Here is a 20,947-nt window from a genome sequence, read left to right as displayed (position 1 = left end):
ATAATTGCATATCGTAAGGGAACGCCTGCGAACGAGTTCCGTGCCTGCCAGACGAGGGAATCCATGCGCATGAAGCCGAAGGCGCGAAAGCTGGTTCCGCCCGAACCGGACCTCGACGAGCAGGACGACACCATTCCCGATCGACCGATGACCGCGCTGGAGGCTGCATCCTTCATCGAGAGCATGGCAGCCGAGCTGCGAGGCATGGCGCGCGGCACGAAGCTCGAGACCTTGTCCTACTTCCTGGAGATGACGCGGATCGAGGCGTCCGCCGAAATCGAGCGCCTGATCAAATCGAACGGCAAGGACCGGTAGACCTCAGCCATCCGAACACGAAGCAGGTCAGAAGCGCGCCCGCGACAACGCCCCTCCGGGGTGACGGCGCACTTGCCCTTCGATTTCCAATTCGACCAGTACCCGGTTGATCTCGCGCGCGGCATGACCGCTCGCGCGGACGAGGTCATCGAGCGCGATTGGCGTCGGTCCCAGCAATTCCAGCACGAGGCGCCCGAGACCTGGCTGCAAGGTAGCCCTCTTGACCTTCTCGGCCGATGGCGGGGGATCGAAATCCCCTTCATGTCGGATGAACCCCGGCGCCGGCGCCACCTCCGGCAGATCGAGTTCATCCCACATCGCCTCGCTCGCCGGTTCGCCGGCGGCCTCCCGCAGCGCCGAGCGCTCCAGCCAGGAGGCCGGGTCCTGCCGGCGCAACGGCGCGAGCGCCTCGATGACATGCGCCGCTTCGGCGCAAAGCGTCGCTCCCTCCCGAATCAGATGGTTCCCGCCTTCGGCACGTGGATCGAGCGGCGAGCCCGGCACGGCAAAGACCAACCTGCCCTGCTCGTTGGCGAAGCGCGCCGTGATCAACGAACCCGAGCGACGTGCCGCCTCGACCACCACAGTGCCGAGCGAGAGGCCGGAAACCAGCCGGTTACGCCGGGGGAAATCGCGCGCCCTTGCGACCCAGCCGAGCGGCATCTCACTGACGATGGCGCCCTGCTCGGCGATGCGTTCCGCCAGAGGGATGTTTTGCGGCGGATAGATTTCATCGAGCCCGCCAGCGAGCACGGCGATCGTGCCGGTATCGAGGCTGGCCTGGTGGGCTGCCGTGTCGATGCCGCGGGCGAGCCCCGAGACAATGGCGAAATCGGCCTCGCCGAGCTCGCGCGCCAGCCGGCCGGTGAACTTCATTCCTGCCGCGGAGGCATTGCGGGAACCGACGAGGGCGACCGCCGGCCTCTGGAGAGACTGCACCTGCCCGAGCACCGCGATCAGCGGCGGCGCCGAATCGATCGCCCGCAGCGGTATGGGGTACTCCGCTTCGCCGAGCGCGATCAGGCAGCCGCCGAGACGTCGCAGCGCCTCGATCTCGCGTTCCGCCTCGGCGGGCTGGCAGATGCGGATTGGACGGCCTGCTCGTCGCGCGAGGTCGGGCAAGGCCTCGAGCGCAGCACCAACCCCGCCGAAACGGTTCATCAGGGAACGGAAGCTGCGCGGGCCGATGCTCTCGCTGCGGATCAGCCTCAGCCAATCGAGACGCTGGCGATCGGAGAGGACGATGCCAGCCATGTTCAGCTCTCAGCCCTTCTGGCCGATCTTGCCTTCGCGCCCGGCCAGAAGCCGGGCGATATTGGTCCGGTGCATAATCCAGAGCAGCACGGTCAGGATGGCCATGACGATGGCCGCCTGGTGCATGCCGGCCCAGAACCAGAGCAGCAGCGGCGTCAGCAGGCTGGCCACCAGCGCCGAGAGTGAGGAGTAACGCGAGAGATAGGCGACGCTCAGCCAGACCGCGGCGAAGACGAGCGCGATCGAGGCCTTCACGCCGATCAGCACGCCGAGATAGGTCGCGACGCCCTTGCCGCCCTTGAAGCCGACCCAGACCGGGAAGAGATGGCCGAGAAAGGCGCCGATGCCCGCCGCCAGCGCCGCCTCCGGCCCGCCGAGCAGGCGCGCGCCGACGATGACCGCCACCGTTCCCTTCAGCATGTCGCCGACGAGGGTAGCGGCCGCGAGCTTCTTGTTGCCGGTGCGCAGGACATTGGTCGCGCCGATATTGCCGGAGCCGATGCTGCGCAAATCCGGCCCGCCCGCCAGCCGCGTCAGGATGATGCCAAAGGGAATGGAGCCGAAGAGATAGCCGACGACGAGCGCGATCAGCGTTGCGGAGCCGGAAAGGCTCCAGTTCAGAACATCGGTCATGCCGCCCTATTCCCCACAGTCCACGGGCAGCCTAGAACATCGGACCGAAAAGTGGAAACCACTTTTCGGGCAAATCCGGTGCTACGGCAAAGAGATAGATTGCCACTTGGCGTCCGGAAGGACGCGCGGCGATCTAGCCCGGCTCGCCCTCATACACCACCCGCCCGGCGACGATCGTCGCGGCTACGATGCCTTCCAGGCGAGCCTCGTCGAAGGGCGAGTTCTTGGCGCGCGACTTGAGCTTGCGCTTGTCGACGACGAACGGCGCCTCGGGGTCGAACAGGACGAGGTCGGCGGGAGCACCCGGAGCAAGCCGGCCCGATGGCAGGCCGAGCAAGGCGGCCGGCCGCGCCGACAGGGCGGCGAGAAGCTGGGGCAGCCCGATATGGCCCGCCTGCACCAGCCGCTGCGCGGCCGACAGCATGGTCTCAATGCCGAGCGCGCCGTCCGCTGCCTCGGCGAAGGGCTGGCGCTTGGTCTCGACGTCCTGCGGATCATGGTCGGAGACGACAGCGTCGATCACGCCTTCGGCGAGCGCGGCGACCAGAGCGAGGCGATCATCCTCGTGGCGAAGCGGCGGCGAGACCTTGCAGAAGGTCCGGTAGTCGCCGACGTCGTTCTCGTTGAGGGTGAGATTGTTGATGGAGACGCCGCAGGTGATGCGGGCGCCGTCCTGCTTGGCGCGGCGTACGAGTTCAGCCGATTCCGCGCAGGAGATCATCGCGGCGTGATAGCGGGCGCCGGTGGCGCGGGCGAGGCGGATGTCGCGTTCCAGCATCACCGTCTCGGCCTCGAGCGGGATGCCGGGCAGGCCCTTGCGACTGGCGAACTCGCCCTCGTTCATCACGCCGGAACCGCGCAGTTCCGGGTCCTCGACATGGTTCATGATCAGCGCGTCGAAGTTGCGGGCGTAGATCATGGCGCGGCGCATCACCTGCGGGTTGCGCAAGGCCCTGGCGCCGTCGCCGAACGCGACCGCTCCGGCCTCTAGAAGCAGGCCGAATTCGGTGATCTCCCGGCCTTCCAGCCCCTTGGTCAAGGCGGCGCAGGGCAGCACGTTGACGATCGCCTTGTCGCGGGCACGGCGCTTCAGGAAGTCGATGATGGCGGGATCGTCGATCGGCGGGTCCGTATCCGGCCGGCAGACGATAGTGGTGACACCGCCCGCGGCAGCCGCCTGCGAGCCCGAGCCGAGCGTCTCGCGGAATTCGGCGCCGGGCTCGCCGAGGAAAGCGCGCAGGTCGATCAGGCCCGGCGTCAGCACCTGCCCCTTCGCGTCGATGCGGCGCACGCCCTCGCCCGTCGCGGGGTCAGCCCCCCATGCGACCGAGGCGACGGCGCCGCCGCTCAGCAAGACGGAACCCTTGCCCTCGCGCCCGGACGCCGGGTCGATGAGGAGCGCGTTGACGATCGCGATATCCTGCGTTTCAGCCATGTTCGGTCCCGCCACGCTCAGATATTCGGCAGATGCTGGGCGAGGGCATCGAGCACGGCCATGCGGACGGCAACACCCATCTCGACCTGCTCGCGGATCAGCGACTGCGCGCCATCAGCCACTTCCGACGAGATCTCGACGCCGCGGTTCATCGGTCCCGGATGCATCACCAGCGCATCGGGCGCGGCGCGCTCGAGCTTCTCGCGATCGAGGCCGTAATAGCGGAAATACTCCTTCGAGGACGGCACGAAGGCACCGTGCATCCGCTCGAGCTGCAGACGCAGCATCATCACGATATCAGCGCCTTCGAGCCCTTTGTTCATATCGGTATAGAGCTCGACGCCCATGCGCTCGATGCCCGCCGGCATCAGGGTGGAAGGCGCGATCAGCCTCACCTTGGCGCCGAGCGCGTTGAGCAGGATGATGTTGGAGCGGGCGACGCGCGAATGCAGGATGTCACCGCAGATCGCCACGGTCAGCCCCTGGATGCGGCCCTTGTTGCGGCGGATCGTCAGCGCGTCGAGTAGCGCCTGCGTCGGGTGCTCGTGAGCGCCGTCACCGGCATTGACCACCGAGCAGCTCACCTTGCGGGCGAGCAGATTGACCGCGCCGGCAGCGTGGTGCCGCACCACGATGATGTCCGGCCGCATCGCGTTGAGGGTCGCGGCAGTGTCGATCAGCGTCTCGCCCTTCTTCACCGAGGACGATGCGACGGACATGTTCATCACGTCGGCGCCCAGCCGCTTTCCCGCAAGCTCGAAGGAGGCCTGCGTGCGGGTCGAGGGCTCGAAGAACAGGTTGATCTGGGTGCGGCCGCGCAGCGTCGCCGTCTTCTTCTCGACCTGCCGGGAGAGCGCGACATAGGCCTCGGCCCGGTCCAACAGCCCCTCGATGTCGAGATGGGACAACCCCTCGATGCCGAGCAGGTGGCGGTGCGGATAGAGCGGGGCTGGCGATGTCATTTGAAGGTCGCTGTTTAGGCGCGACTCGCCCCCGGCGCAAGCCGCCCGAATAGAGAAAGGCTGTCATGCCGCGCGCAGCGGTGGAGCTTGCGTCCGATTGGCGCTAGGTCAGATGCCTCGCCGTTCGCTCCCCACGTTTTGCCGAAGGGATCAAGCCTTGTCCGCCTCCACGACCGCCTTTGTTCCAGCGTCTCACGGCATCGAATGGGAAGCCCTCCCCCCGGCCGAGGCCGGCCTCGACGTCAGCAGGCTCGCGGCAGCGGTCGCCTTTGCCCAGGATCACGAAAGCCCCTGGCCCCGCAGCCTCTACTATCCGGACGGCAGCTATGTCGGAAATGTCGAGTGGAATGAGACGGGTCCCTGGACGGAGATCGTCGGGCCTGTCCGCGAGCGTGGCGGCCCGGCAGGGCTCATCCTGAAGGGTGGTCGCATCGTTGCCGAATGGGGCGACACGAGCCGCACCGACATGACCTTCTCGATCGCCAAGAGCTATCTGTCCGTGCTCGCCGGCATCGCCTTCGACGATGGGCTGATCCGGGACGTCGAGGAGCCGGTCGGCAAGAGCGTCGACGATTCCGCCTTCGCCGGCCCCCACAATGGCGCCATCACCTGGCGCCATCTGCTGCAGCAGTCGAGCGAATGGCAGGGCGAGCTATTCGGCAAGTCCGACCAGGTCGATCACAACCGCCAGATCGGCCCCGGTGCCGACAACAGCCGCAAGGGCCAGCGCCGCGAACTGCGCGAGCCCGGCAGCTTTTACGAATACAATGACGTGCGGGTGAACGTGCTGAGCCACGCCCTGCTCAAGCGCTTCCGCCGGCCGCTGCCGGAGGTGCTGCGCGAGCGGATCATGGACCCGATCGGCGCCTCGCCGGACTGGCAGTGGCAGGGCTACAGCACATCCACCGTCACGATCGACGGGCGCGAGATCCAGTCGGTGCCCGGAGGCGGGCATTGGGGCGGCGGGCTCTTCATCGGCGCACGCGACCATGCCCGCTTCGGCCTGCTGATCGGCCGCAAGGGCGCGTGGAACGGCCGCCAGCTCCTTTCGCAGGCCTGGGTCGAGCGGATGCTGAGCCCCTCCCCGACGCTGGGCAATTACGGCTATCTCTGGTGGCTGGCACGCGGCCCGGCCGCGCGATCGGGGGTTCCCGAGACCGCCTTCTCGGCGCTCGGCGCCGGCAGCAACGTGATCTGGGTCGAGCCCGAGCGCGACATCGTCGCCGTGCTGCGCTGGATCAACGGAGCTTCGACCGAAGGCTTCATCGACCGCCTGCTGGCGGCGCAAAGCTGAGAGCGCGCCGCGTTCGCCCGGTTCGCGCTCAATCCTTCACCGAATAGACGTGTTCGGGCCCCGGAAAGCGCCGGGCCCGAACCTCGGCAGCGTAATCCGCCACGGCCTTGTCGACATCCTCGGCAAGGTTGCCGAAGAGCTTGACGAATTTCGGCACGCGCCCGGTCAGGCCCAGCATGTCGTCGAGCACGAGCACCTGGCCGTCGCAGGCGGCGGAGGCTCCGATGCCGATGGTAGGGATCGCGATTCTGGCCGTTATTTCGGCCGCAAGCGGCTCGGCCACCGCTTCCAGCACCACGGCGAAGGCGCCGGCTTCCGTCACCGCCGCGGCATCGGCGGCAATCGCCGGCCACTCGGCCCGGCTGCGCCCCTGCGCCTTGAAGCCGCCGAGCACGTTGACCGCCTGCGGAGTCAGCCCGACATGGGCCATCACGGGGATGCCGCGCTCCACCAGGAAGGCGATGGTCTTCGCCATGCGCTGCCCGCCTTCGAGCTTCACCGCGCCACAGCCGGTCTCCCGCATGACGCGGGCCGCGTTGCGGAAAGCCTGCTCCGGGCTTTCCTCATAGCTGCCGAACGGCATGTCGACGACGACCAGTGCGCGCTGCGAGCCGCGCATCACCGCCTGTCCGTGCAGGATCATCATCTCCAGCGTGACCGGCACGGTGCTGTCGAGGCCATGCACGACCATGCCGAGAGAATCCCCGACCAGCAGGAAATCGCAATGGCGATCGGCCAGCGCCGCCATCGGCGCCGTATAGGCGGTCAGGGAGACGATCGGCTCCGCTCCCTTGCGGCTGCGGATGTCCAACGCCGTCCGGCGCCTGATCTGTGCTTGCGAAGACACGCTCGCCTCCCCATTTCGTAGCCCAAGCCGGAGAATGGCCCTAAACGGTCCCGTGCAACACGCAAAGCGCAATCGCCGTTTGACACGGCCCGCCCGCTGAACCACTTTCGCGCGCATCATCCGAACCGCAGCGGTCTTGCGGGTCGCGGAACCGTCCGTTAGGGCCGGCTCCGCGCTCTGATCAGAGCCGTTATCGAGACACGAAAATCATGAAGCTCCTCGTCGTCGAGTCGCCGGCCAAGGCCAAGACGATCAATAAATATCTCGGCTCCGACTACGAGGTCATCGCCTCGTTCGGGCATATCCGCGACCTGCCGGCCAAGGACGGCTCGGTCGAGCCCGACAACGATTTCGCCATGAAATGGGAAATCGAGGGCCGCGGCGCCAAGCAGGTCTCCGAGATCGCGCGCGCCGTGAAGGGCGCCGAGAAGCTCATCCTCGCCACCGACCCGGATCGCGAGGGCGAGGCCATCTCCTGGCACGTGCTGGAGGCGCTCAACCAGAAGAAGGTGCTGAAGGGCATCCCGGTCGAGCGCGTCACCTTCAACGCCGTCACCAAGGACGCCGTGCAGAAGGCATTGGCCAATCCGCGCGCCATCGACCAGGCGCTGGTCGATGCCTATCTGGCACGCCGCGCGCTCGACTATCTCGTCGGCTTCACCCTTTCGCCGGTGCTCTGGCGCAAGCTGCCGGGCGCCCGTTCGGCCGGCCGCGTGCAGTCGGTGGCCCTGCGCCTCGTCTGCGACCGCGAGCGTGAGATCGAGGCCTTCCGGGCGCGCGAATACTGGTCCCTGGTGGCGACGCTCGCCACAGAATCCGGCCAGACCTTCGAAGCCCGGCTCGTCGGCGCCGACGGCAAGAAGATCGCCCGGCTCGACATCGGCAACGCCGAGGAGGCCAAGGCCTTCAAGGAAGCGCTGGAAACAGCGCTCTTCACCGTGAGCGAGGTCGAGGCCAAGCCGGTCAAGCGCCACCCCTACCCGCCCTTCCAGACCTCGACGCTGCAGCAGGAGGCCTCGCGCAAGCTCGGCCTGGCTCCGGCGCGGACGATGCAGCTCGCCCAGCGCCTCTACGAAGGCGTCGACATCGGCGGCGAGACGGTCGGCCTCATCACCTATATGCGAACCGACGGCGTCGACATGGACGGGTCGGCCATCGCCGCCGCCCGCCGCGTCATCGGCAAGGAATTCGGCGACCGCTACGTGCCCAACGTGCCCCGCAAGTACACGGTCAAGGCCAAGAACGCGCAGGAGGCCCACGAGGCGATCCGCCCGACCGATCTCGGCCGGCTGCCGGCGATGGTCGCGCGCCAGCTCGAACCCGAGCAGGCGAAGCTCTACGAGCTGATCTGGAAGCGCACCATCGCGAGCCAGATGGAATCCGCCGAGATGGAGCGCACCACGGTCGACATCGCGGCGAAGGTCGGCGCGCGCCATCTCGATCTGCGCGCCACCGGACAGGTCGTCCTCTTCGACGGCTTCCTGACGCTCTATCAGGAGAGCCGCGACGACGAGGAAGACGAGGACTCCAAGAAGCTGCCGGCGATGAAGGCGGGCGACAAGCTGGAGAAGCGCGCCATCGCCGCCGATCAGCACTTCACCGAGCCGCCGCCGCGCTTCTCGGAAGCCAGCCTCGTCAAGCGCATGGAAGAGCTCGGCATCGGCCGGCCATCGACCTATGCCGCGACCCTCTCGACCTTGCGCGACCGCGAATATGTCCGCATCGAGAAGAAGCGCCTCGTGCCCGAGGACAAGGGCATGCTGGTCACGTCGTTCCTGGAGAGCTTCTTCAAACGCTATGTCGAGTTCGACTTCACGGCGAACCTCGAGGAAAAGCTCGACCGCGTCTCCAACGCCGAGATCGACTGGAAGGCGCTGCTGCGGGAGTTCTGGGAGGAGTTCCAGGCCTCGATCGGCGAGACCAAGGACCTGCGCGTCGGCGACGTGCTGGAGGCGCTGAACGGCATCCTCGGCGACTATATCTTTCCGCAGAAGGCCGATGGCTCCGATCCGCGCGTCTGCCCAAATTGCGGCAACGGCCAGCTCTCGCTCAAGCTCGGCAAGTTCGGCGCCTTCGTCGGCTGCTCGAACTATCCCGAATGCCGTTACACCCGTCCGCTCTCCGTCCCGGCGGCTGAGGGGGAGGCTTCCGCCGAGGGCGGCCAGGGCACGCCCGGCGTGCGCGTGCTCGGCACCGATCCGGTGACCGGCCTCGAAGTGACGCTGCGCGACGGCCGCTTCGGCCCCTATATCCAGCTCGGCGAGGGCGAGAAGCCGAAGCGCTCCAGCTTGCCCAAGGGCATGAGCCCGGCCAGCGTGACGCTGGAGAAGGCGCTGGCGCTGCTCGCCCTGCCGCGCGAGGTGGCGAAGCATCCCGAGTCGGGCGAGCCGATCCTGGTCGGAATCGGCCGCTACGGACCTTATGTCCAGCACGGCAAGACCTACGCCAATATCGACAAGGACGACGATGTCCTCGAACTCGGCGGCAACCGCGCCATCGACCTGATCGTCGCCAAGGAGAGCGGCGGAGGTGGCCGGCGCGGTGGCGCGGCGACGCCGGGACGGGCGCTCGGCGAGCATCCGGCCGGCGGCACGCTCGAAGTGAAGGCGGGCAAGTACGGCCCCTATGTCGCCTGGGGCAAGATCTTCGCGACATTGCCCAAGACGATGGCGGCCGAGAGCATCACGCTGGAGCAGGCGATCGAGCTGGCGAACGCCAAGGCCGAGACGAAGGGCGGCGCCAAGGGCAAGGCCAAGGCCGCCGCCGGCGCGAAAGCCAAGGCTCCGGCGAAGAAGGCGGCCGCCAAGAAGGCGCCGGCCGAGAAGGCAGAAAAGGCGCCAGCCAAGAGCAAGGCCAAGGCTGCGGGCTGACCTGCGCCACCGGCGGCGGAGAGCGGAGCCATGCGCCTGGCAACCTGGCTCCTATTGGGAAGCGGGGCGGTCCTCTGCGTCGCGACTTTCGCGGGCAGGATTTGGCTAAACAGGCTCGCCCGACGCCGTTGACTTCGCCAGCGATGGGAGGAGGATAGCAACACTGATGCGTCACCACGCAAGAGAGGGGCGCCTATCATGACCATCGCCAAAAAGCTCCAAAGCTATATCGACGGCCGAGGCATCGCCTATGACACCGTCGCCCATAATCGCACGGCTACCAGCAGCCAGGCGGCGCAGGCGGCCCATATTCCCGGTAGCAAGCTGGCCAAATCGGTCGTCGTCCATCACGAGACCGGCTATGTCCTCGCTGTCGTGCCGAGCACGCACCGGATCGAGCTCTCGCGCTTGCAGGATGTGATGGAGAGGCGGCTCGGCCTCGCCTCCGAGGACGAGATCGGCTCGCTATTCTCCGATTGCGACATCGGCGCCGTCCCACCGGTCGGGTCGGCCTATGAGGTACCGGTGATCCTCGACAAGAGCCTCGGCGACGCCAAGGAGGTCTATTTCGAAGGCGGCGACCACCGGACGTTGGTGCATGTCAGCGGTGCCGACTTCCTCAGCCTGATGAAGGATGCGCGGCTGGCAAGCTTCAGCCACCCATCCTAGATCGCCGCGCATCCGATCGGATGCGCTATCGGTGATCGGTCTCGGGATATTTATCGGTGTAGCGTGAGACGGACGCCCTGCGGCATGCAGCGTGATGAAAACGCGGGTCTCGGCCGGCGGCGGATGCGCCGGCCGGAAGTTAGGCGTTTCCTGCGACCACGACGATGCGCCGCACCTCGCCGCGCAGGAAGGCCTGCAGGAAGCGCTCGTAATCCTTGAAGGAAATGCAGCCGTTCGAATCGCCGCGCGGCCCGAGCAGATAGGTGTGCGCCAGCAGCCCGGCACGGCCATGGATGGCGCCGCTGCCACCGACCGGGTTCAGGCGGATGGCGCGCACGCCGTGGAACAGTGCCTCGCGTTCGGTCAGCGTATAGGTGTGCGGCGGCGTGACGCCCTTCATCCGGACGTGGGCGTAGCTCGGGTCGTCCATCATCTCGCCGAGGCCGGAATGCGCCTCGAGCCGCTCGCCATTGGGCATGTAGACCATCTTGGCGCTGATGTCGTAGATCGCGGTGCCCGCCTCGGCGGTGCGCGGCGGCGTGCCGGCCGAGGGGCTGAGCCTGGCGACGCGGCCGCGGTCGATGACGTCATCCTGCGGCGCGGCATAGGCCAGCGCCGTGCCTGTCGGCTGTTGCTTCTGCACGCCGAAGAGCTTCTCGAAGAAACTGCGGTTGTCCTCCGGCGTCGGCGCCGCAGCAGCCGTGCGGTTGCGGCGCGGCGAAGTCGGCTGCGCCACTCGCGGCTGCGGCTGAGGCTGAGGTTCAGCCTTCGGCAGCAGGTCCAAGGGCCGCGGCACCGGCATGGGCATCGGCGCCGCCTTCTCAGCCAGCGTGACCGGTGGCTGCGGCGGCAGAGGTAACACCGGCTCGGCGGCCGCGATGGAGGACGACGACGCGGGCGGCTTCGCCGGCTGGAAGGCGGAACGGGCGGGAGTACCCTGGGCGAAGGACGCGGCCTTGCCGCCGGACAATGCGGGATCGAGCAGGCCGCTATAGGCGGGGGCCGGCTGCGTCGCGGCGCGGCCGGCAGGCGCCTTGCGGGCAGCTGCAGAAGGAACACTACCGGCGTCAGGCGCCGGTGCGCCCTGCCCCAACATCCAGAAGCCGGACATGGCGCCACAACTCAGGGCGGCGGCGAGGAAGAACCCTTTCAGCAAAGGCCGGCGGCGTCGGCGCGAGCGCACATAGGGCACGCCGCCTTCCCGCACATAGGTCGCATAGGTCATCCGCCGCACTCTCGATACACTTACGCCACGCCCCGCGGCGGACACGGCTTCGCCGCTCGCGCCCCGGTCGAGGGAGGCGCGATTTGCGTTGCGATGTGGCCGAGTATGCCGGGAGAACCCAAACTTCTTTCTGCTTCGATAAGGCGCTGTGTTGGTTAATCGCCGGTGAACCGCATCGATAATTTTTGCGGATGAGGAAGCTGCGGTTGTCAGGCCGCCGCGGCGCCGCAAGACGATGCAAAGGCGGCGCGATCAAGGCCGCCGGATGGAGGAACGGAGACAAAGATTTTTACCTGGCCGCCGCGATTGGCCCATTTTTTTCGGGCAGGGCTGGCGTGTCAGCCCATTTCTCCCAACCCGGCTCTCGAATCGGATATGTCGCAAGCATCGCAGCCGCAGGGCTTGTCGCCTCGAGAATCTCAGGCCTTCATGGCGGCTGCGCAGGGGGGCGGGACCGACGTGACCGAAGCAGCCACCGAGCCGAGGACGAGCTCTGTTGCAGCGCTGGGTGCCATCGTCAGCGGCGCGCTCATCCTTCAGGTCGCCGCCACGATCGTGAACACGGCGGTGCCGCTGAAGATGGCGCTGGAGCAGAAGGCCCCGCTGCTGATCGGCCTCGTCGGCTCGGCCTATTCCGTCGGCTTCCTCGCCGGCTGCTTCGTCATCCCCGCCTTCATCCGCCGTGTCGGGCATATCCGCGCCTTTGCCGTCTTCGCGGCCTTGCAGGCCGTGCTGACGCTGGGCTTCTCGGTGACGCCGCTCGACGTCTGGGGCATTTCACGGCTGGGGATGGGCTTCGCCGGCGCCGGCCACGCCATCTGCATCGAGAGCTGGATCAGCGGACAGGCCAAGGCCGGCCAGCGCGGCCGCGTCTTCGGCTTCTATCAGATCCTCAACCGCCTCGCCCTGATCGGCTCGCAGATCGGCGTCGGCTACGTCTCGCTGCAGTCGAACGACATCTTCCTGCTGGCGAGCGCCGCCTTCTCGATCGCGCTGATCCCCGTCGGCATGACGAAGGCGAAAGGGCCGGAATCGGGCGAGGTCGTCTCCGTCCGGCTCAACACGATCTGGCAATACGCGCCGGCCTCGGTCATCGGCTGCCTCTATGTCGGCCTGATGGGTGGCGCGCTCACCAATGTCGCACCGGCCTACGGCATCCTGATCGGTCTCGACCAGGCCTGGGCGATCCTGCTCACCGCCGGCATCCAGATCGGCGCACTGGTGCTGCAGTGGCCGCTCGGCCTGCTGGCGGACCGGGTCGAGAGCCGCATCATCATGCTGAGCGCCACGCTTTCGGTGGTGCTCTGCTCGCTGGCGCTGGGCGCAGTGCTCTGGTTAGCCCTGCCCCATGCCCGCTTCTGGCTGTTCGGCCTGTTCGCGCTGATCGGCGCGGGCTCGATGCCGATCTACACGGTCGCCGTCGCCCATGCCTATTTCCGGCTCGGCCGCGAGCGGGCGCTCGGCCTCTCGGCGCAGCTCCTGTTCCTCTGGGCTACAGGCTCCGCCATCGGCCCGCTGGTCTCGACCGCCTTCATGCAGGTGGTCGGACCGAACGGGCTGCTCGCCTATCTCGGCCTGCTTTCGGCGGCGGCGGGCGCCTATCTCGCCTTCCGACTGCGGCGCAACCCGCCTTCGGCCAATCCCTTCGGGGAGCGCCCGGCCACTGCGCCGACCATCCCCGACGTCTCGCCCTCCGGGCGCTCGCAGGGCGGCAAATAGGACAGCATTCCATCGCCTGGCTGAAACGCGAGTCAATCCGGCCGCAGCGAAGCGGACGGCCGGGTTTCACGCCTGAGCGTGGTTCGGAAACGCTCCGGCATGGCTTCCAGGTCAAGCCCGCGATGACGGCGGTTGTTCGGGGGAGGCGGAACGAACGCTACGCCTGGACAGCATGGCGGCTGGGCTTGGCCTTGAGCTTCAGCTCCTGCAGCTCCTCGCGCTCGCGCGGAGTGTTGCGCATGAGCTGGTCCTTGCCGGGCTGGTACTGCACGGGCTGGGCGACATCGACGCCGTACCAGGCCGCCGCACGCAGCACGAAGGACGGATCGGCGAGGTGCGGGCGTCCGAGCGCGACCAGATCGGCACGGCCGGCGGCGATGATGGTGTTGACCTGATCGGCCGTGGTGATGTTGCCGACGCACATGGTCGCGACCTCGGCCTCGTTGCGGATGCGGTCCGAGAACGGCGTCTGGAACATGCGGCCATAGATTGGGCGCGATTCCCTCGCGGTCTGGCCGGTCGAGACGTCGACGAGGTCGCAGCCCTCGGCCGCGAAGGCCTCGGCGATCGCGACGGAATCCGCCGCCGACAGACCGCCTTCGACCCAGTCGGTCGCGGAGATGCGCACGGACATCGGCTTCTCGCGCGGCCAGGCCTCGCGCAGTGCCCGGAAGACCTCCAGCGGGAAGCGCAGCCGGTTCTCGACCGAGCCGCCATAGTCGTCCGTGCGCTTGTTAGTCAGCGGCGAGAGGAAGCTCGCCAGCAGATAGCCATGGGCGCAGTGCAGCTCCAGCATGTCGAAGCCGATACGCTTCCCACGCTCGGCAGCGGAAACGAACTCGGCCGTCACCCGGTCCATGTCGGCGCGTGTCATCTCGCGCGGCACCTGGCTCTCCGGGTAGTAGGGCAAGGCTGAGGCTGAGACGATCGGCCAGGCGCCTTCCGTCAGCGGCCGGTCCATGCCCTCCCACATCAGCTTCGTCGCCCCTTTGCGCCCGGCATGGCCGAGCTGGAGGCAGATCTTCGCGGCCGAATGACCGTGGACGAAGCCGACGATGCGCTTCCACGCGGCCTCCTGCTCGTCATTCCAGAGGCCGGCGCAGCCGGGGGTGATGCGAGCATCCGGGGCGACGCAGGTCATCTCTGTGAAGATCAGCCCGGGACCACCGATGGCGCGCGAGCCGTAATGCATCAGATGCCAGTCGCCCGGCATGCCATCCTGCGCGGAATACTGGCACATCGGCGAGACCGTCATGCGGTTCTCGACCCGCATCTCGCGCAGCTTGAAGGGCTGGAAGGCCGGCGGGACGGGCGAGCCGTCCTTGCGCCGCTTCGCCAACGGACCCAGCCCATCCGCGACGAGCCTATCGACGGCTGAGACCATTTCCGGGGCGCGCAGCGCCAGATTGTCGTAGGTGATCGCCTTGGAGCGGGTCATCAGGCCGAAGGCGAAGCGCAACGGCTCGAAATCCCAGAAGCGCCGGAGCTCCTCGAACCAGACGAGCGAGACATCGGCGGCGTGCTGGGTCTTCTCGACCTCCTCGCGGCGCTGCGTCTCGAACAGCTTGAGCCCGGCGGCGACGTCGAGCTTCGCCTGCCCCATCGCCTTGTGCAGCGCGATAGCATCTTCCATCGCGAGCTTGGTGCCGGAGCCAATCGAGAAATGCGCCGTCGCCTTGGCGTCGCCGATCAGCACGACGTTCTCGACGACCCAATGGCGGCAGCGGATCATCGGGAAATTACGCCAGAGCGAGCGGTTGGTGACGAGCCTGTGGCCCTGAAGCTCCTCGGCGAAGACGCCCTCGAGGAAAGCGGCCGACTGCGCCTCATCCATGGCACCGAGCCCGGCCCTCTCGAAGGTCTCCGGGTCGGTCTCCAGCACCCAGGTCGAGCGCCCGGCCTCATACTGGTAGCAATGGGCGATGAAGACCCCGTGCTCGGTCTGCTTGAAGAAGAAGGTGAAGGCGTCGAAGGGGCGGGTCGAGCCCATCCAGGCGAATTTGTTGGGGCGCAGGTCGGTTTCCGGCTGGAAGCGCTCGCGCCAGTTCTCGCGCAGGCGGCTGTTGACGCCGTCGGCGGCGACGACCAGGTCGTAGTCACGCTTCAGTGTTTCGACATCGGCGATGTCATCGCCGAAATGCAGGTTGACGCCGAGCTCGCGCGCCCTCGCCTGCACCAGCATCAGCAGCGAGCGACGCGAACAACCGCAGAAGCCGTTGCCGGGCACGCGGTAGCTGTCGCCCTTGAAGTGGATCTCGATGTCGTCCCAGTAGGCGAAGTTGTCGCGGATAGCGGCATAGCTCTCGACATCCGCCGCCTTGAAGGTGTCGAGCGTCTGGTCGGAGAAGACCACGCCGAAGCCGAAGGTGTCGTCCGCCTGGTTGCGCTCGAAGACGTCAACCGAAATCTCCGGCCAATCCCGCTTCATCAGCAGCGCGAAATAGAGCCCTGCCGGCCCTCCGCCAACAACCGCGATACGCATCGACGCCTCCATCAGGGAACCGGCCGATCCGGTCTGGAAAATATTTTAAACCTGAAATGATTTTGAACTCAAGAGCCTTTGACGACCTCAGCGCGAGGCGCCGCTGAAAAAGCCACGCGCTCACATAAGCTACGTGCCGCGCTGCAAAATCTGCGGTCCGTCGACCGGCGAAAGCCAACAGGCTTGCAAATTGATTGAGGTTTAAAATATATTCGAGGACGGAGGTCGAACGGTCATGACTCTGCAGGGACAGCACGCGCTGGTGACGGGGGGTGGACGCGGCATCGGCCGAGCCATCGCCGCCGCACTGACGCAGGCCGGGGCGCGGGTCAGCATCCTCGGCCGTGACGAAGCAGCGCTGCGGGACGCCGTCACAGCCGGGGCCGCCGCCGATTTCGCCGTCTGCGACGTGCGCGACGAAATCTCGGTTTCGGCCGCTCTGGACCAGCTTTCCCGTGAGCACGCCTTCGACATCGCGATCGCCAATGCCGGCGCGGTCGAGACCGGCCCATTCATGCGCAGCGACAGCGAGCGCTTCCGCCGCATGGTCGAGATCAACCTGATCGGCACGGTCAACCTGTTCCATGCCGTGCTGCCGGGCATGCTGGAGCGCCATCGCGGGCGGCTGGTCGCCATCGCCTCGACGGCCGGGCATCGCGGCTACCCCTACGTCAGCGCCTATGCGGCCGCGAAGCATGCCGTGATCGGCCTCACCAAGTCGCTGGCGCTGGAAACGGCTCGCAGCGGCGTCACCGTCAACGCCGTCTGCCCCGGCTACGCCGACACCGACATGGTCGCGGGCGGGCTCGATACGATCACGGCCAAGACCGGCAAGAGCCGTGAGCAGGCCCTGGCCGAAATGGTCAAGGACAATCCGCAAGGGCGCCTGATCGCGCCCGAGGAGGTCGCGGCCGCCGTCCTCTATCTCTGCGGACCGGGCAGCGATGCCGTCACCGGCCAGTCGCTTCTGATCAATGGCGGGGAGTTCTGAGATGGAGACGCCCTCCTCCACATTGATGCTCGACCGTGAAACCAAGGCGAGCGAACGCCCCGGCGACCACAAGGACGAGTTGCGCCTGTGGCTGCGGATGCTGACCTGCTCGACGCTGATCGAGACCGAGATCCGCAACAGGCTGCGCGAGGAGTTCAAGACCACCCTGCCGCGCTTCGATCTGATGGCCCAGCTCGACAAGACCGCAGTCGGCATGACGGTCGGCGAAGTCTCGCAGCGGCTGATGGTCTCGAACGGCAACGTCACTGCCGTCGTCGCCGGGCTTGTGACGGACGGGCTCGTCGACAAGCGCTCCGCGCCGCAGGATCGGCGCGTGCAGATCCTCACTCTGACGGCGCAGGGCCGCAAGGCCTTCCGAGCCATGGCCGAGCGCCATGAAAGCTGGATCGCCGAGTTGTTCGCCGGGCTCGACCAGCCCGAGATCGGGCAGCTCTTCCGGCTGCTCGGAGAGACCAAGACCTCGCTGCATCGCGCCATCGCCGGCCGAGCGAAGGACGCAGCCGACGGGGCCGCGAAGGGAGACGCCTGATGACCACCGCCAATGCCACAACCCTGCCGCTGGCGGGCTTCATGCCGCAGCATTTCGCCCTCGCCGTCTCCGGCAAGGTCGCGACGGTGACGCTGAACCGGCCTGAGAAGAAGAATCCGCTGACCTTCGCAAGCTACCGCGAACTCACGGATTTCTTCCTTGCGGCGCAGAAGGAAGAAGAGATCAAGGCGATCGTCGTGACCGGTGCCGGCGGCAATTTCTCTTCGGGCGGCGACGTCTTCGAGATCATCGGCCCGCTGGTCGCGATGGAGACCAGGGACCTCCTGAAGTTCACCCGGATGACCGGCGATCTGGTCAAGGCGATGCGGGCCTGCCCGCAGCCGATCGTCGCAGCCATCGACGGCGTCTGCGCCGGCGCCGGCGCCATCGTCGCGATGGCATCCGACCTCAGGCTCGGCACTGCGGGCAGCAAGATCGCCTTCCTGTTCAACCGCGTCGGCCTCGCCGGCTGCGATATGGGCGCCTGCGCGATGCTGCCGCGCATCATCGGCCAGGGTCGTGCGGCGGAACTCCTCTATACGGGCCGCGTGCTCAAGGGCGAGGAAGCGGAACGCTGGGGCTTCCTCAACCGGATCTGCGCGCCCGACGCAGTGCTTTCCGAGGCGCAGGCGCTCGCAGCCGAATTGGCGGACGGGCCGACCTTCGCCAATGCGATGACCAAGCGCATGCTCGAGATGGAATGGGCAATGTCGGTCGAAAGCGCGATCGAGGCGGAAGCCGTGGCGCAGGCGTTGTGCATGCAGACCGAGGATTTCGCCCGCGCCTATCACGCCTTCGCCGAGAAGCGGAAACCGGTCTTCGAGGGCAACTGAGATGAGCAGCGCCCCTCGCCTCGGCCTCGATATCCTCGGCGACACGCTGGACTGGCCGTTCTTCGAGGAGCGCCATCGAACCTTCGCCGCTGAGCTCTCCGGCTGGGCCGATTCCTATCTGGCCGATCTGCCCCACGACGATGTTGACGAAGCCTGCCGGGCGCGTGTCGCGGCGCTGGGCGCGGCGGGTTTCCTGAAGGCGGCCGTGCCGGCCGCTTATGGCGGGCTTTCCGACAAGCTCGATGTCCGCACGCTCTGCCTCGCCCGCGAGATTCTGGGTGCTCATGACGGGCTCGCCGATTTCGCATTCGCCATGCAGGGGCTCGGCACCGGCTCGATCAGCATCGCAGGCTCCGAGGCGATGAAGCAGCGTATCCTGCCTGGTGTCGCGGCCGGCAAGCGAATCGCCGCCTTCGCCCTCTCCGAGAAGGAGGCGGGCTCCGATGTCGCAGCCCTGGCGACGACCGCGACGCCGGATGGCGCCAACCATGTCCGCATCGACGGCGAGAAGAGCTGGATTTCGAATGGCGGCATCGCCGACCACTACGTTGTCTTCGCCCGCACCGGTGAGGCGCCCGGCGCGCGCGGGCTTTCCGCCTTCCTGGTCGAGGCCGATGCGCCCGGCCTGGCCATCGCGGAACGCATCGAGGTGATCGCGCCGCATCCGCTGGCGACCCTGCGCTTCGAAGGCTGCCGCGTGCCGCTCGAGAACCGCATCGGCGGGCCGGGCGACGGCTTCAAGGTCGCGATGGCGACGCTCGACATCTTCCGCTCCACGGTCGGCGCCGCCGCTCTCGGCTTCGCGAGGCGGGCGCTGCACGAGACTCTTAGCCATGCCAATGGCCGCAAGCTCTTCGGCGCCACGCTCGGCGACCTCCAGCTCTCGCAGGCGGCGATCGCTGAGAGTGCGGCTGAGGTCGATGCCGCCGCCCTTCTCGTCTACCGCGCCGCCTGGACCAAGGACCGCGGCGCCGCCCGCGTCACCCGCGAGGCAGCGCTGGCGAAACTCGTCGCGACGGAGAACGCCCAGAGCGTGATCGACCGGGCCGTCCAGATCCATGGCGGGCTCGGCGTCACCAAGGGCGTCAAGGTGGAGGAACTCTACAGGGAAATCCGGGCGCTGCGCATCTACGAGGGCGCCTCGGAAGTCCAGAAGGTCGTGATCGCGCGCGACCTGCTGAAAGCACATGCCGCAAAGGCAGGGGAACGAGATGACAGCAACCGGATTCGCGAGATCGGGACTTAAGGACAGCTTCGCGCGGGACAACCTGCCGCCGCGCGAAAGCTGGCCCGATCTGAGGCTGGAAGAGGCAGGGCTGAGCTACCCGGAGCGGCTCAACTGCGTTGCCGAGCTGCTCGACAGCCATATCGCTGCAGACCACGGCGGGCGCACGGCGATCATCGCCGCCGATCTGCAGTGGAGCTATGCCGACCTCGCCGACAAGGTGAACCGCATCGCCAATGTGCTGACCCGCGATCTCGGCCTGGTCAGCGGCAACCGCGTGCTGCTGCGCGCCGGCAACACGCCGATGATGGTCGCCGCCTATCTCGCCGTCATAAAAGCCGGCGGCATCGCAGTCGCGACCATGCCGATGCTGCGGGCGGGCGAACTCGCCTATCCGCTGCGCAAGGCCAGGATCGCGCTGGCGCTCTGCGACCACCGCCTGACTGCCGAGCTCGATGCGGCGAAGGCGCAGGTGCCGGGCCTTGCCCGCATCGTCGCCTTCGGCTCGGCGGGCAGCGAGCTTGAAACGCTGATGGCGCAGCCGGGCTACGAATCTTTCGAGGCCGCCGACACCGCCCGCGACGATGTCTGCCTGATCGCCTTCACCTCCGGCACCACCGGCGAGCCGAAAGGCACAATGCATTTCCACCAGGACATGCTGGCGATCTGCGATGCCTATGGCGCACGTGTTCTGAAGGCCTCGCCCGAGGACCGCTTCACCGGCTCGCCGCCGCTCGCCTTCACCTTCGGGCTCGGGGGGCTCGTTCTGTTTCCGCTGCGGATCGGCGCGGCGATGGTACTGCCCGAGAAGGCGGGCCCGTCCGATCTCATCGATGCGATCGAGCGCTACAAGGTCAGTGTCGTCTTCACGGCGCCGACCGCTTATCGCGCCATCCTGGACAAGCTCGACGGGCGCGACATCGCCTCGCTGCGCATCTGCGTATCCGCCGGCGAGGCGCTGCCGAAAGCGACGTTCGACGCCTGGCAGGCGAAAACCGGCTTACCGCTGCTCGACGGCATCGGCGCGACCGAGATGCTGCATATCTTCATCGGCGCACCGCGCGAGGCGATCCGGCCAGGCTCGACCGGGCTGCCGGTGCCGGGCTACGAGGCGAAGATCGTCGACGAGAACGGCAACGAGGTCGCGGACGGCACTCCCGGCAGGCTCGCCGTGCGCGGGCCGACCGGCTGCCGCTATCTCGCCGACCCCCGGCAGGCCAAATACGTCCTGAACGGCTGGAACATCACCGGCGACACCTATCTGCGCGATGCCGACGGCTATTTCTGGTACCAGGCCCGCTCCGACGACATGATCATCTCCGCCGGCTACAACATCGCCGGGCCGGAGGTGGAAGCCTGCCTGCTGACGCATGAGGCAGTGGCGGAATGCGGCGTCGTCGGCGCGCCCTGCCCCGATCGCGGCCAGATCGTGAAGGCCTATGTCGTGCTGCGCGAGGGCGTCAGAGGCGACGAAGCGCTGGTCAAGGCGCTGCAGGAGCATGTGAAGGCTGGCATCGCGCCCTACAAGTATCCGCGCGCCATCGAATTCGTCGCGGCCCTGCCGAAGACGGCGACCGGCAAGCTGCAGCGTTTCGCCCTGCGCCAGATGGCGCAGGCCGAGGCCTGATCCCCCCTTTTCAACC

Annotated in this window: 17 protein-coding genes; 10 read left to right on the top strand and 7 right to left on the bottom strand. The window is 67.4% G+C overall.

The genetic code is table 11. From position 1 onward, the window contains the following. The first annotated feature begins 63 nt into the window (after window positions 1-63). Window positions 64-315, top strand: a complete 252-nt coding sequence (locus AB4Z10_RS19755; protein WP_441472090.1) for a hypothetical protein — start codon at window positions 64-66, stop codon at window positions 313-315. 27 nt (window positions 316-342) lie between these two features. On the opposite strand, the gene dprA is transcribed toward AB4Z10_RS19755, so the two are convergent. The 4 genes from dprA to AB4Z10_RS19735 form a co-directional block, all read right to left on the bottom strand. Then, a complete protein-coding gene (dprA, locus tag AB4Z10_RS19750; RefSeq protein ID WP_441472127.1) occupies window positions 343-1,560 on the bottom strand; it encodes a DNA-processing protein DprA in 1,218 nt (405 codons plus the stop codon). A gap of 18 nt (window positions 1,561-1,578) precedes the next feature. Then, on the bottom strand, window positions 1,579-2,202 hold the full coding sequence (gene plsY / locus AB4Z10_RS19745; RefSeq protein ID WP_441472089.1) for a glycerol-3-phosphate 1-O-acyltransferase PlsY: 624 nt from the start codon (window positions 2,200-2,202) through the stop codon (window positions 1,579-1,581). A 133-nt stretch (window positions 2,203-2,335) separates the two neighbouring features. Further along, window positions 2,336-3,637, bottom strand: a complete 1,302-nt coding sequence (gene pyrC / locus AB4Z10_RS19740; protein ID WP_441472088.1) for a dihydroorotase — start codon at window positions 3,635-3,637, stop codon at window positions 2,336-2,338. A gap of 17 nt (window positions 3,638-3,654) precedes the next feature. Next, a complete protein-coding gene (locus AB4Z10_RS19735) occupies window positions 3,655-4,599 on the bottom strand; it encodes an aspartate carbamoyltransferase catalytic subunit (protein WP_441472087.1) in 945 nt (314 codons plus the stop codon). Between the two features lie 157 nt (window positions 4,600-4,756). On the opposite strand from AB4Z10_RS19735, the gene AB4Z10_RS19730 reads away from it, so the two are divergent. After that, window positions 4,757-5,893, top strand: coding sequence for a serine hydrolase domain-containing protein (locus AB4Z10_RS19730; RefSeq protein WP_441472086.1), 1,137 nt, complete (start codon window positions 4,757-4,759; stop codon window positions 5,891-5,893). A gap of 28 nt (window positions 5,894-5,921) precedes the next feature. Here AB4Z10_RS19730 and panB read toward each other — a convergent pair whose 3' ends face one another. Further along, on the bottom strand, window positions 5,922-6,740 hold the full coding sequence (panB, locus tag AB4Z10_RS19725; RefSeq protein WP_441472085.1) for a 3-methyl-2-oxobutanoate hydroxymethyltransferase: 819 nt from the start codon (window positions 6,738-6,740) through the stop codon (window positions 5,922-5,924). Window positions 6,741-6,949: 209 nt separating this feature from the next. Between panB and topA the strand changes: the two genes are divergently transcribed. Together topA and AB4Z10_RS19715 are read left to right on the top strand one after the other, a co-directional pair. After that, window positions 6,950-9,610, top strand: a complete 2,661-nt coding sequence (gene topA / locus AB4Z10_RS19720) for a type I DNA topoisomerase (protein ID WP_441472084.1) — start codon at window positions 6,950-6,952, stop codon at window positions 9,608-9,610. A gap of 198 nt (window positions 9,611-9,808) precedes the next feature. After that, a complete protein-coding gene (locus tag AB4Z10_RS19715; protein ID WP_441472083.1) occupies window positions 9,809-10,279 on the top strand; it encodes an aminoacyl-tRNA deacylase in 471 nt (156 codons plus the stop codon). Window positions 10,280-10,418: 139 nt separating this feature from the next. Here AB4Z10_RS19715 and AB4Z10_RS19710 read toward each other — a convergent pair whose 3' ends face one another. Next, window positions 10,419-11,504 carry a DUF2778 domain-containing protein gene (locus AB4Z10_RS19710; protein ID WP_441472082.1) on the bottom strand — a complete coding sequence of 362 codons (1,086 nt, stop codon included), beginning with the start codon at window positions 11,502-11,504 and terminating at the stop codon, window positions 10,419-10,421. Window positions 11,505-11,963: 459 nt separating this feature from the next. Between AB4Z10_RS19710 and AB4Z10_RS19705 the strand changes: the two genes are divergently transcribed. Then, window positions 11,964-13,223, top strand: coding sequence for an MFS transporter (locus tag AB4Z10_RS19705; RefSeq protein WP_441472081.1), 1,260 nt, complete (start codon window positions 11,964-11,966; stop codon window positions 13,221-13,223). Window positions 13,224-13,380: 157 nt separating this feature from the next. On the opposite strand, the gene AB4Z10_RS19700 is transcribed toward AB4Z10_RS19705, so the two are convergent. Further along, window positions 13,381-15,705, bottom strand: coding sequence for a bifunctional salicylyl-CoA 5-hydroxylase/oxidoreductase (locus tag AB4Z10_RS19700; protein WP_441472080.1), 2,325 nt, complete (start codon window positions 15,703-15,705; stop codon window positions 13,381-13,383). A gap of 235 nt (window positions 15,706-15,940) precedes the next feature. Here AB4Z10_RS19700 and AB4Z10_RS19695 point away from each other — a divergent pair, with 235 nt between their 5' ends. The 5 genes from AB4Z10_RS19695 to AB4Z10_RS19675 are packed head-to-tail and all read left to right on the top strand — an operon-like array spanning window position 15,941 to window position 20,931. Next, window positions 15,941-16,696 carry an SDR family NAD(P)-dependent oxidoreductase gene (locus AB4Z10_RS19695; RefSeq protein WP_441472079.1) on the top strand — a complete coding sequence of 252 codons (756 nt, stop codon included), beginning with the start codon at window positions 15,941-15,943 and terminating at the stop codon, window positions 16,694-16,696. Between the two features lies 1 nt (window position 16,697). After that, a complete protein-coding gene (locus tag AB4Z10_RS19690) occupies window positions 16,698-17,246 on the top strand; it encodes a MarR family winged helix-turn-helix transcriptional regulator (protein ID WP_441472078.1) in 549 nt (182 codons plus the stop codon). Further along, window positions 17,246-18,079: an enoyl-CoA hydratase family protein gene (locus AB4Z10_RS19685; protein WP_441472077.1), complete on the top strand. Its 834-nt coding sequence runs from the start codon at window positions 17,246-17,248 to the stop codon at window positions 18,077-18,079. Before AB4Z10_RS19690 ends, AB4Z10_RS19685 begins: the two co-directional genes overlap by 1 nt. A 1-nt stretch (window position 18,080) precedes the next feature. Continuing rightward, a complete protein-coding gene (locus AB4Z10_RS19680; protein WP_441472076.1) occupies window positions 18,081-19,325 on the top strand; it encodes an acyl-CoA dehydrogenase family protein in 1,245 nt (414 codons plus the stop codon). Then, complete coding sequence (locus AB4Z10_RS19675) at window positions 19,291-20,931, top strand: benzoate-CoA ligase family protein (protein WP_441472075.1); 1,641 nt, start codon at window positions 19,291-19,293, stop codon at window positions 20,929-20,931. The genes AB4Z10_RS19680 and AB4Z10_RS19675 overlap by 35 nt, the downstream gene beginning before the upstream one ends. The last annotated feature ends 16 nt before the right edge of the window (window positions 20,932-20,947 follow it).

It is taken from the genome of Allobosea sp. RAF48 (assembly GCF_052114025.1).
In the GTDB taxonomy this organism is placed as follows: domain Bacteria; phylum Pseudomonadota; class Alphaproteobacteria; order Rhizobiales; family Beijerinckiaceae; genus Allobosea.
Note: the sequence above shows the minus strand (reverse complement) of the source record. Positions and strands in the feature narration are given on the sequence as shown.

What these genes read in the sequence shown, in the direction of transcription:
- AB4Z10_RS19755 (WP_441472090.1), top strand. Translation starts at nt 64, where the DNA reads ATGCGCATGAAGCCGAAGGCGCGAAAGCTGGTTCCGCCCGAACCGGAC.
- plsY (WP_441472089.1), bottom strand. Translation starts at nt 2,202, where the DNA reads ATGACCGATGTTCTGAACTGGAGCCTTTCCGGCTCCGCAACGCTGATC.
- pyrC (WP_441472088.1), bottom strand. Translation starts at nt 3,637, where the DNA reads ATGGCTGAAACGCAGGATATCGCGATCGTCAACGCGCTCCTCATCGAC.
- AB4Z10_RS19735 (WP_441472087.1), bottom strand. Translation starts at nt 4,599, where the DNA reads ATGACATCGCCAGCCCCGCTCTATCCGCACCGCCACCTGCTCGGCATC.
- topA (WP_441472084.1), top strand. Translation starts at nt 6,950, where the DNA reads ATGAAGCTCCTCGTCGTCGAGTCGCCGGCCAAGGCCAAGACGATCAAT.
- AB4Z10_RS19715 (WP_441472083.1), top strand. Translation starts at nt 9,809, where the DNA reads ATGACCATCGCCAAAAAGCTCCAAAGCTATATCGACGGCCGAGGCATC.
- AB4Z10_RS19710 (WP_441472082.1), bottom strand. Translation starts at nt 11,504, where the DNA reads ATGACCTATGCGACCTATGTGCGGGAAGGCGGCGTGCCCTATGTGCGC.
- AB4Z10_RS19700 (WP_441472080.1), bottom strand. Translation starts at nt 15,705, where the DNA reads ATGCGTATCGCGGTTGTTGGCGGAGGGCCGGCAGGGCTCTATTTCGCG.
- AB4Z10_RS19695 (WP_441472079.1), top strand. Translation starts at nt 15,941, where the DNA reads ATGACTCTGCAGGGACAGCACGCGCTGGTGACGGGGGGTGGACGCGGC.
- AB4Z10_RS19690 (WP_441472078.1), top strand. Translation starts at nt 16,698, where the DNA reads ATGGAGACGCCCTCCTCCACATTGATGCTCGACCGTGAAACCAAGGCG.
- AB4Z10_RS19685 (WP_441472077.1), top strand. Translation starts at nt 17,246, where the DNA reads ATGACCACCGCCAATGCCACAACCCTGCCGCTGGCGGGCTTCATGCCG.
- AB4Z10_RS19680 (WP_441472076.1), top strand. Translation starts at nt 18,081, where the DNA reads ATGAGCAGCGCCCCTCGCCTCGGCCTCGATATCCTCGGCGACACGCTG.
- AB4Z10_RS19675 (WP_441472075.1), top strand. Translation starts at nt 19,291, where the DNA reads ATGACAGCAACCGGATTCGCGAGATCGGGACTTAAGGACAGCTTCGCG.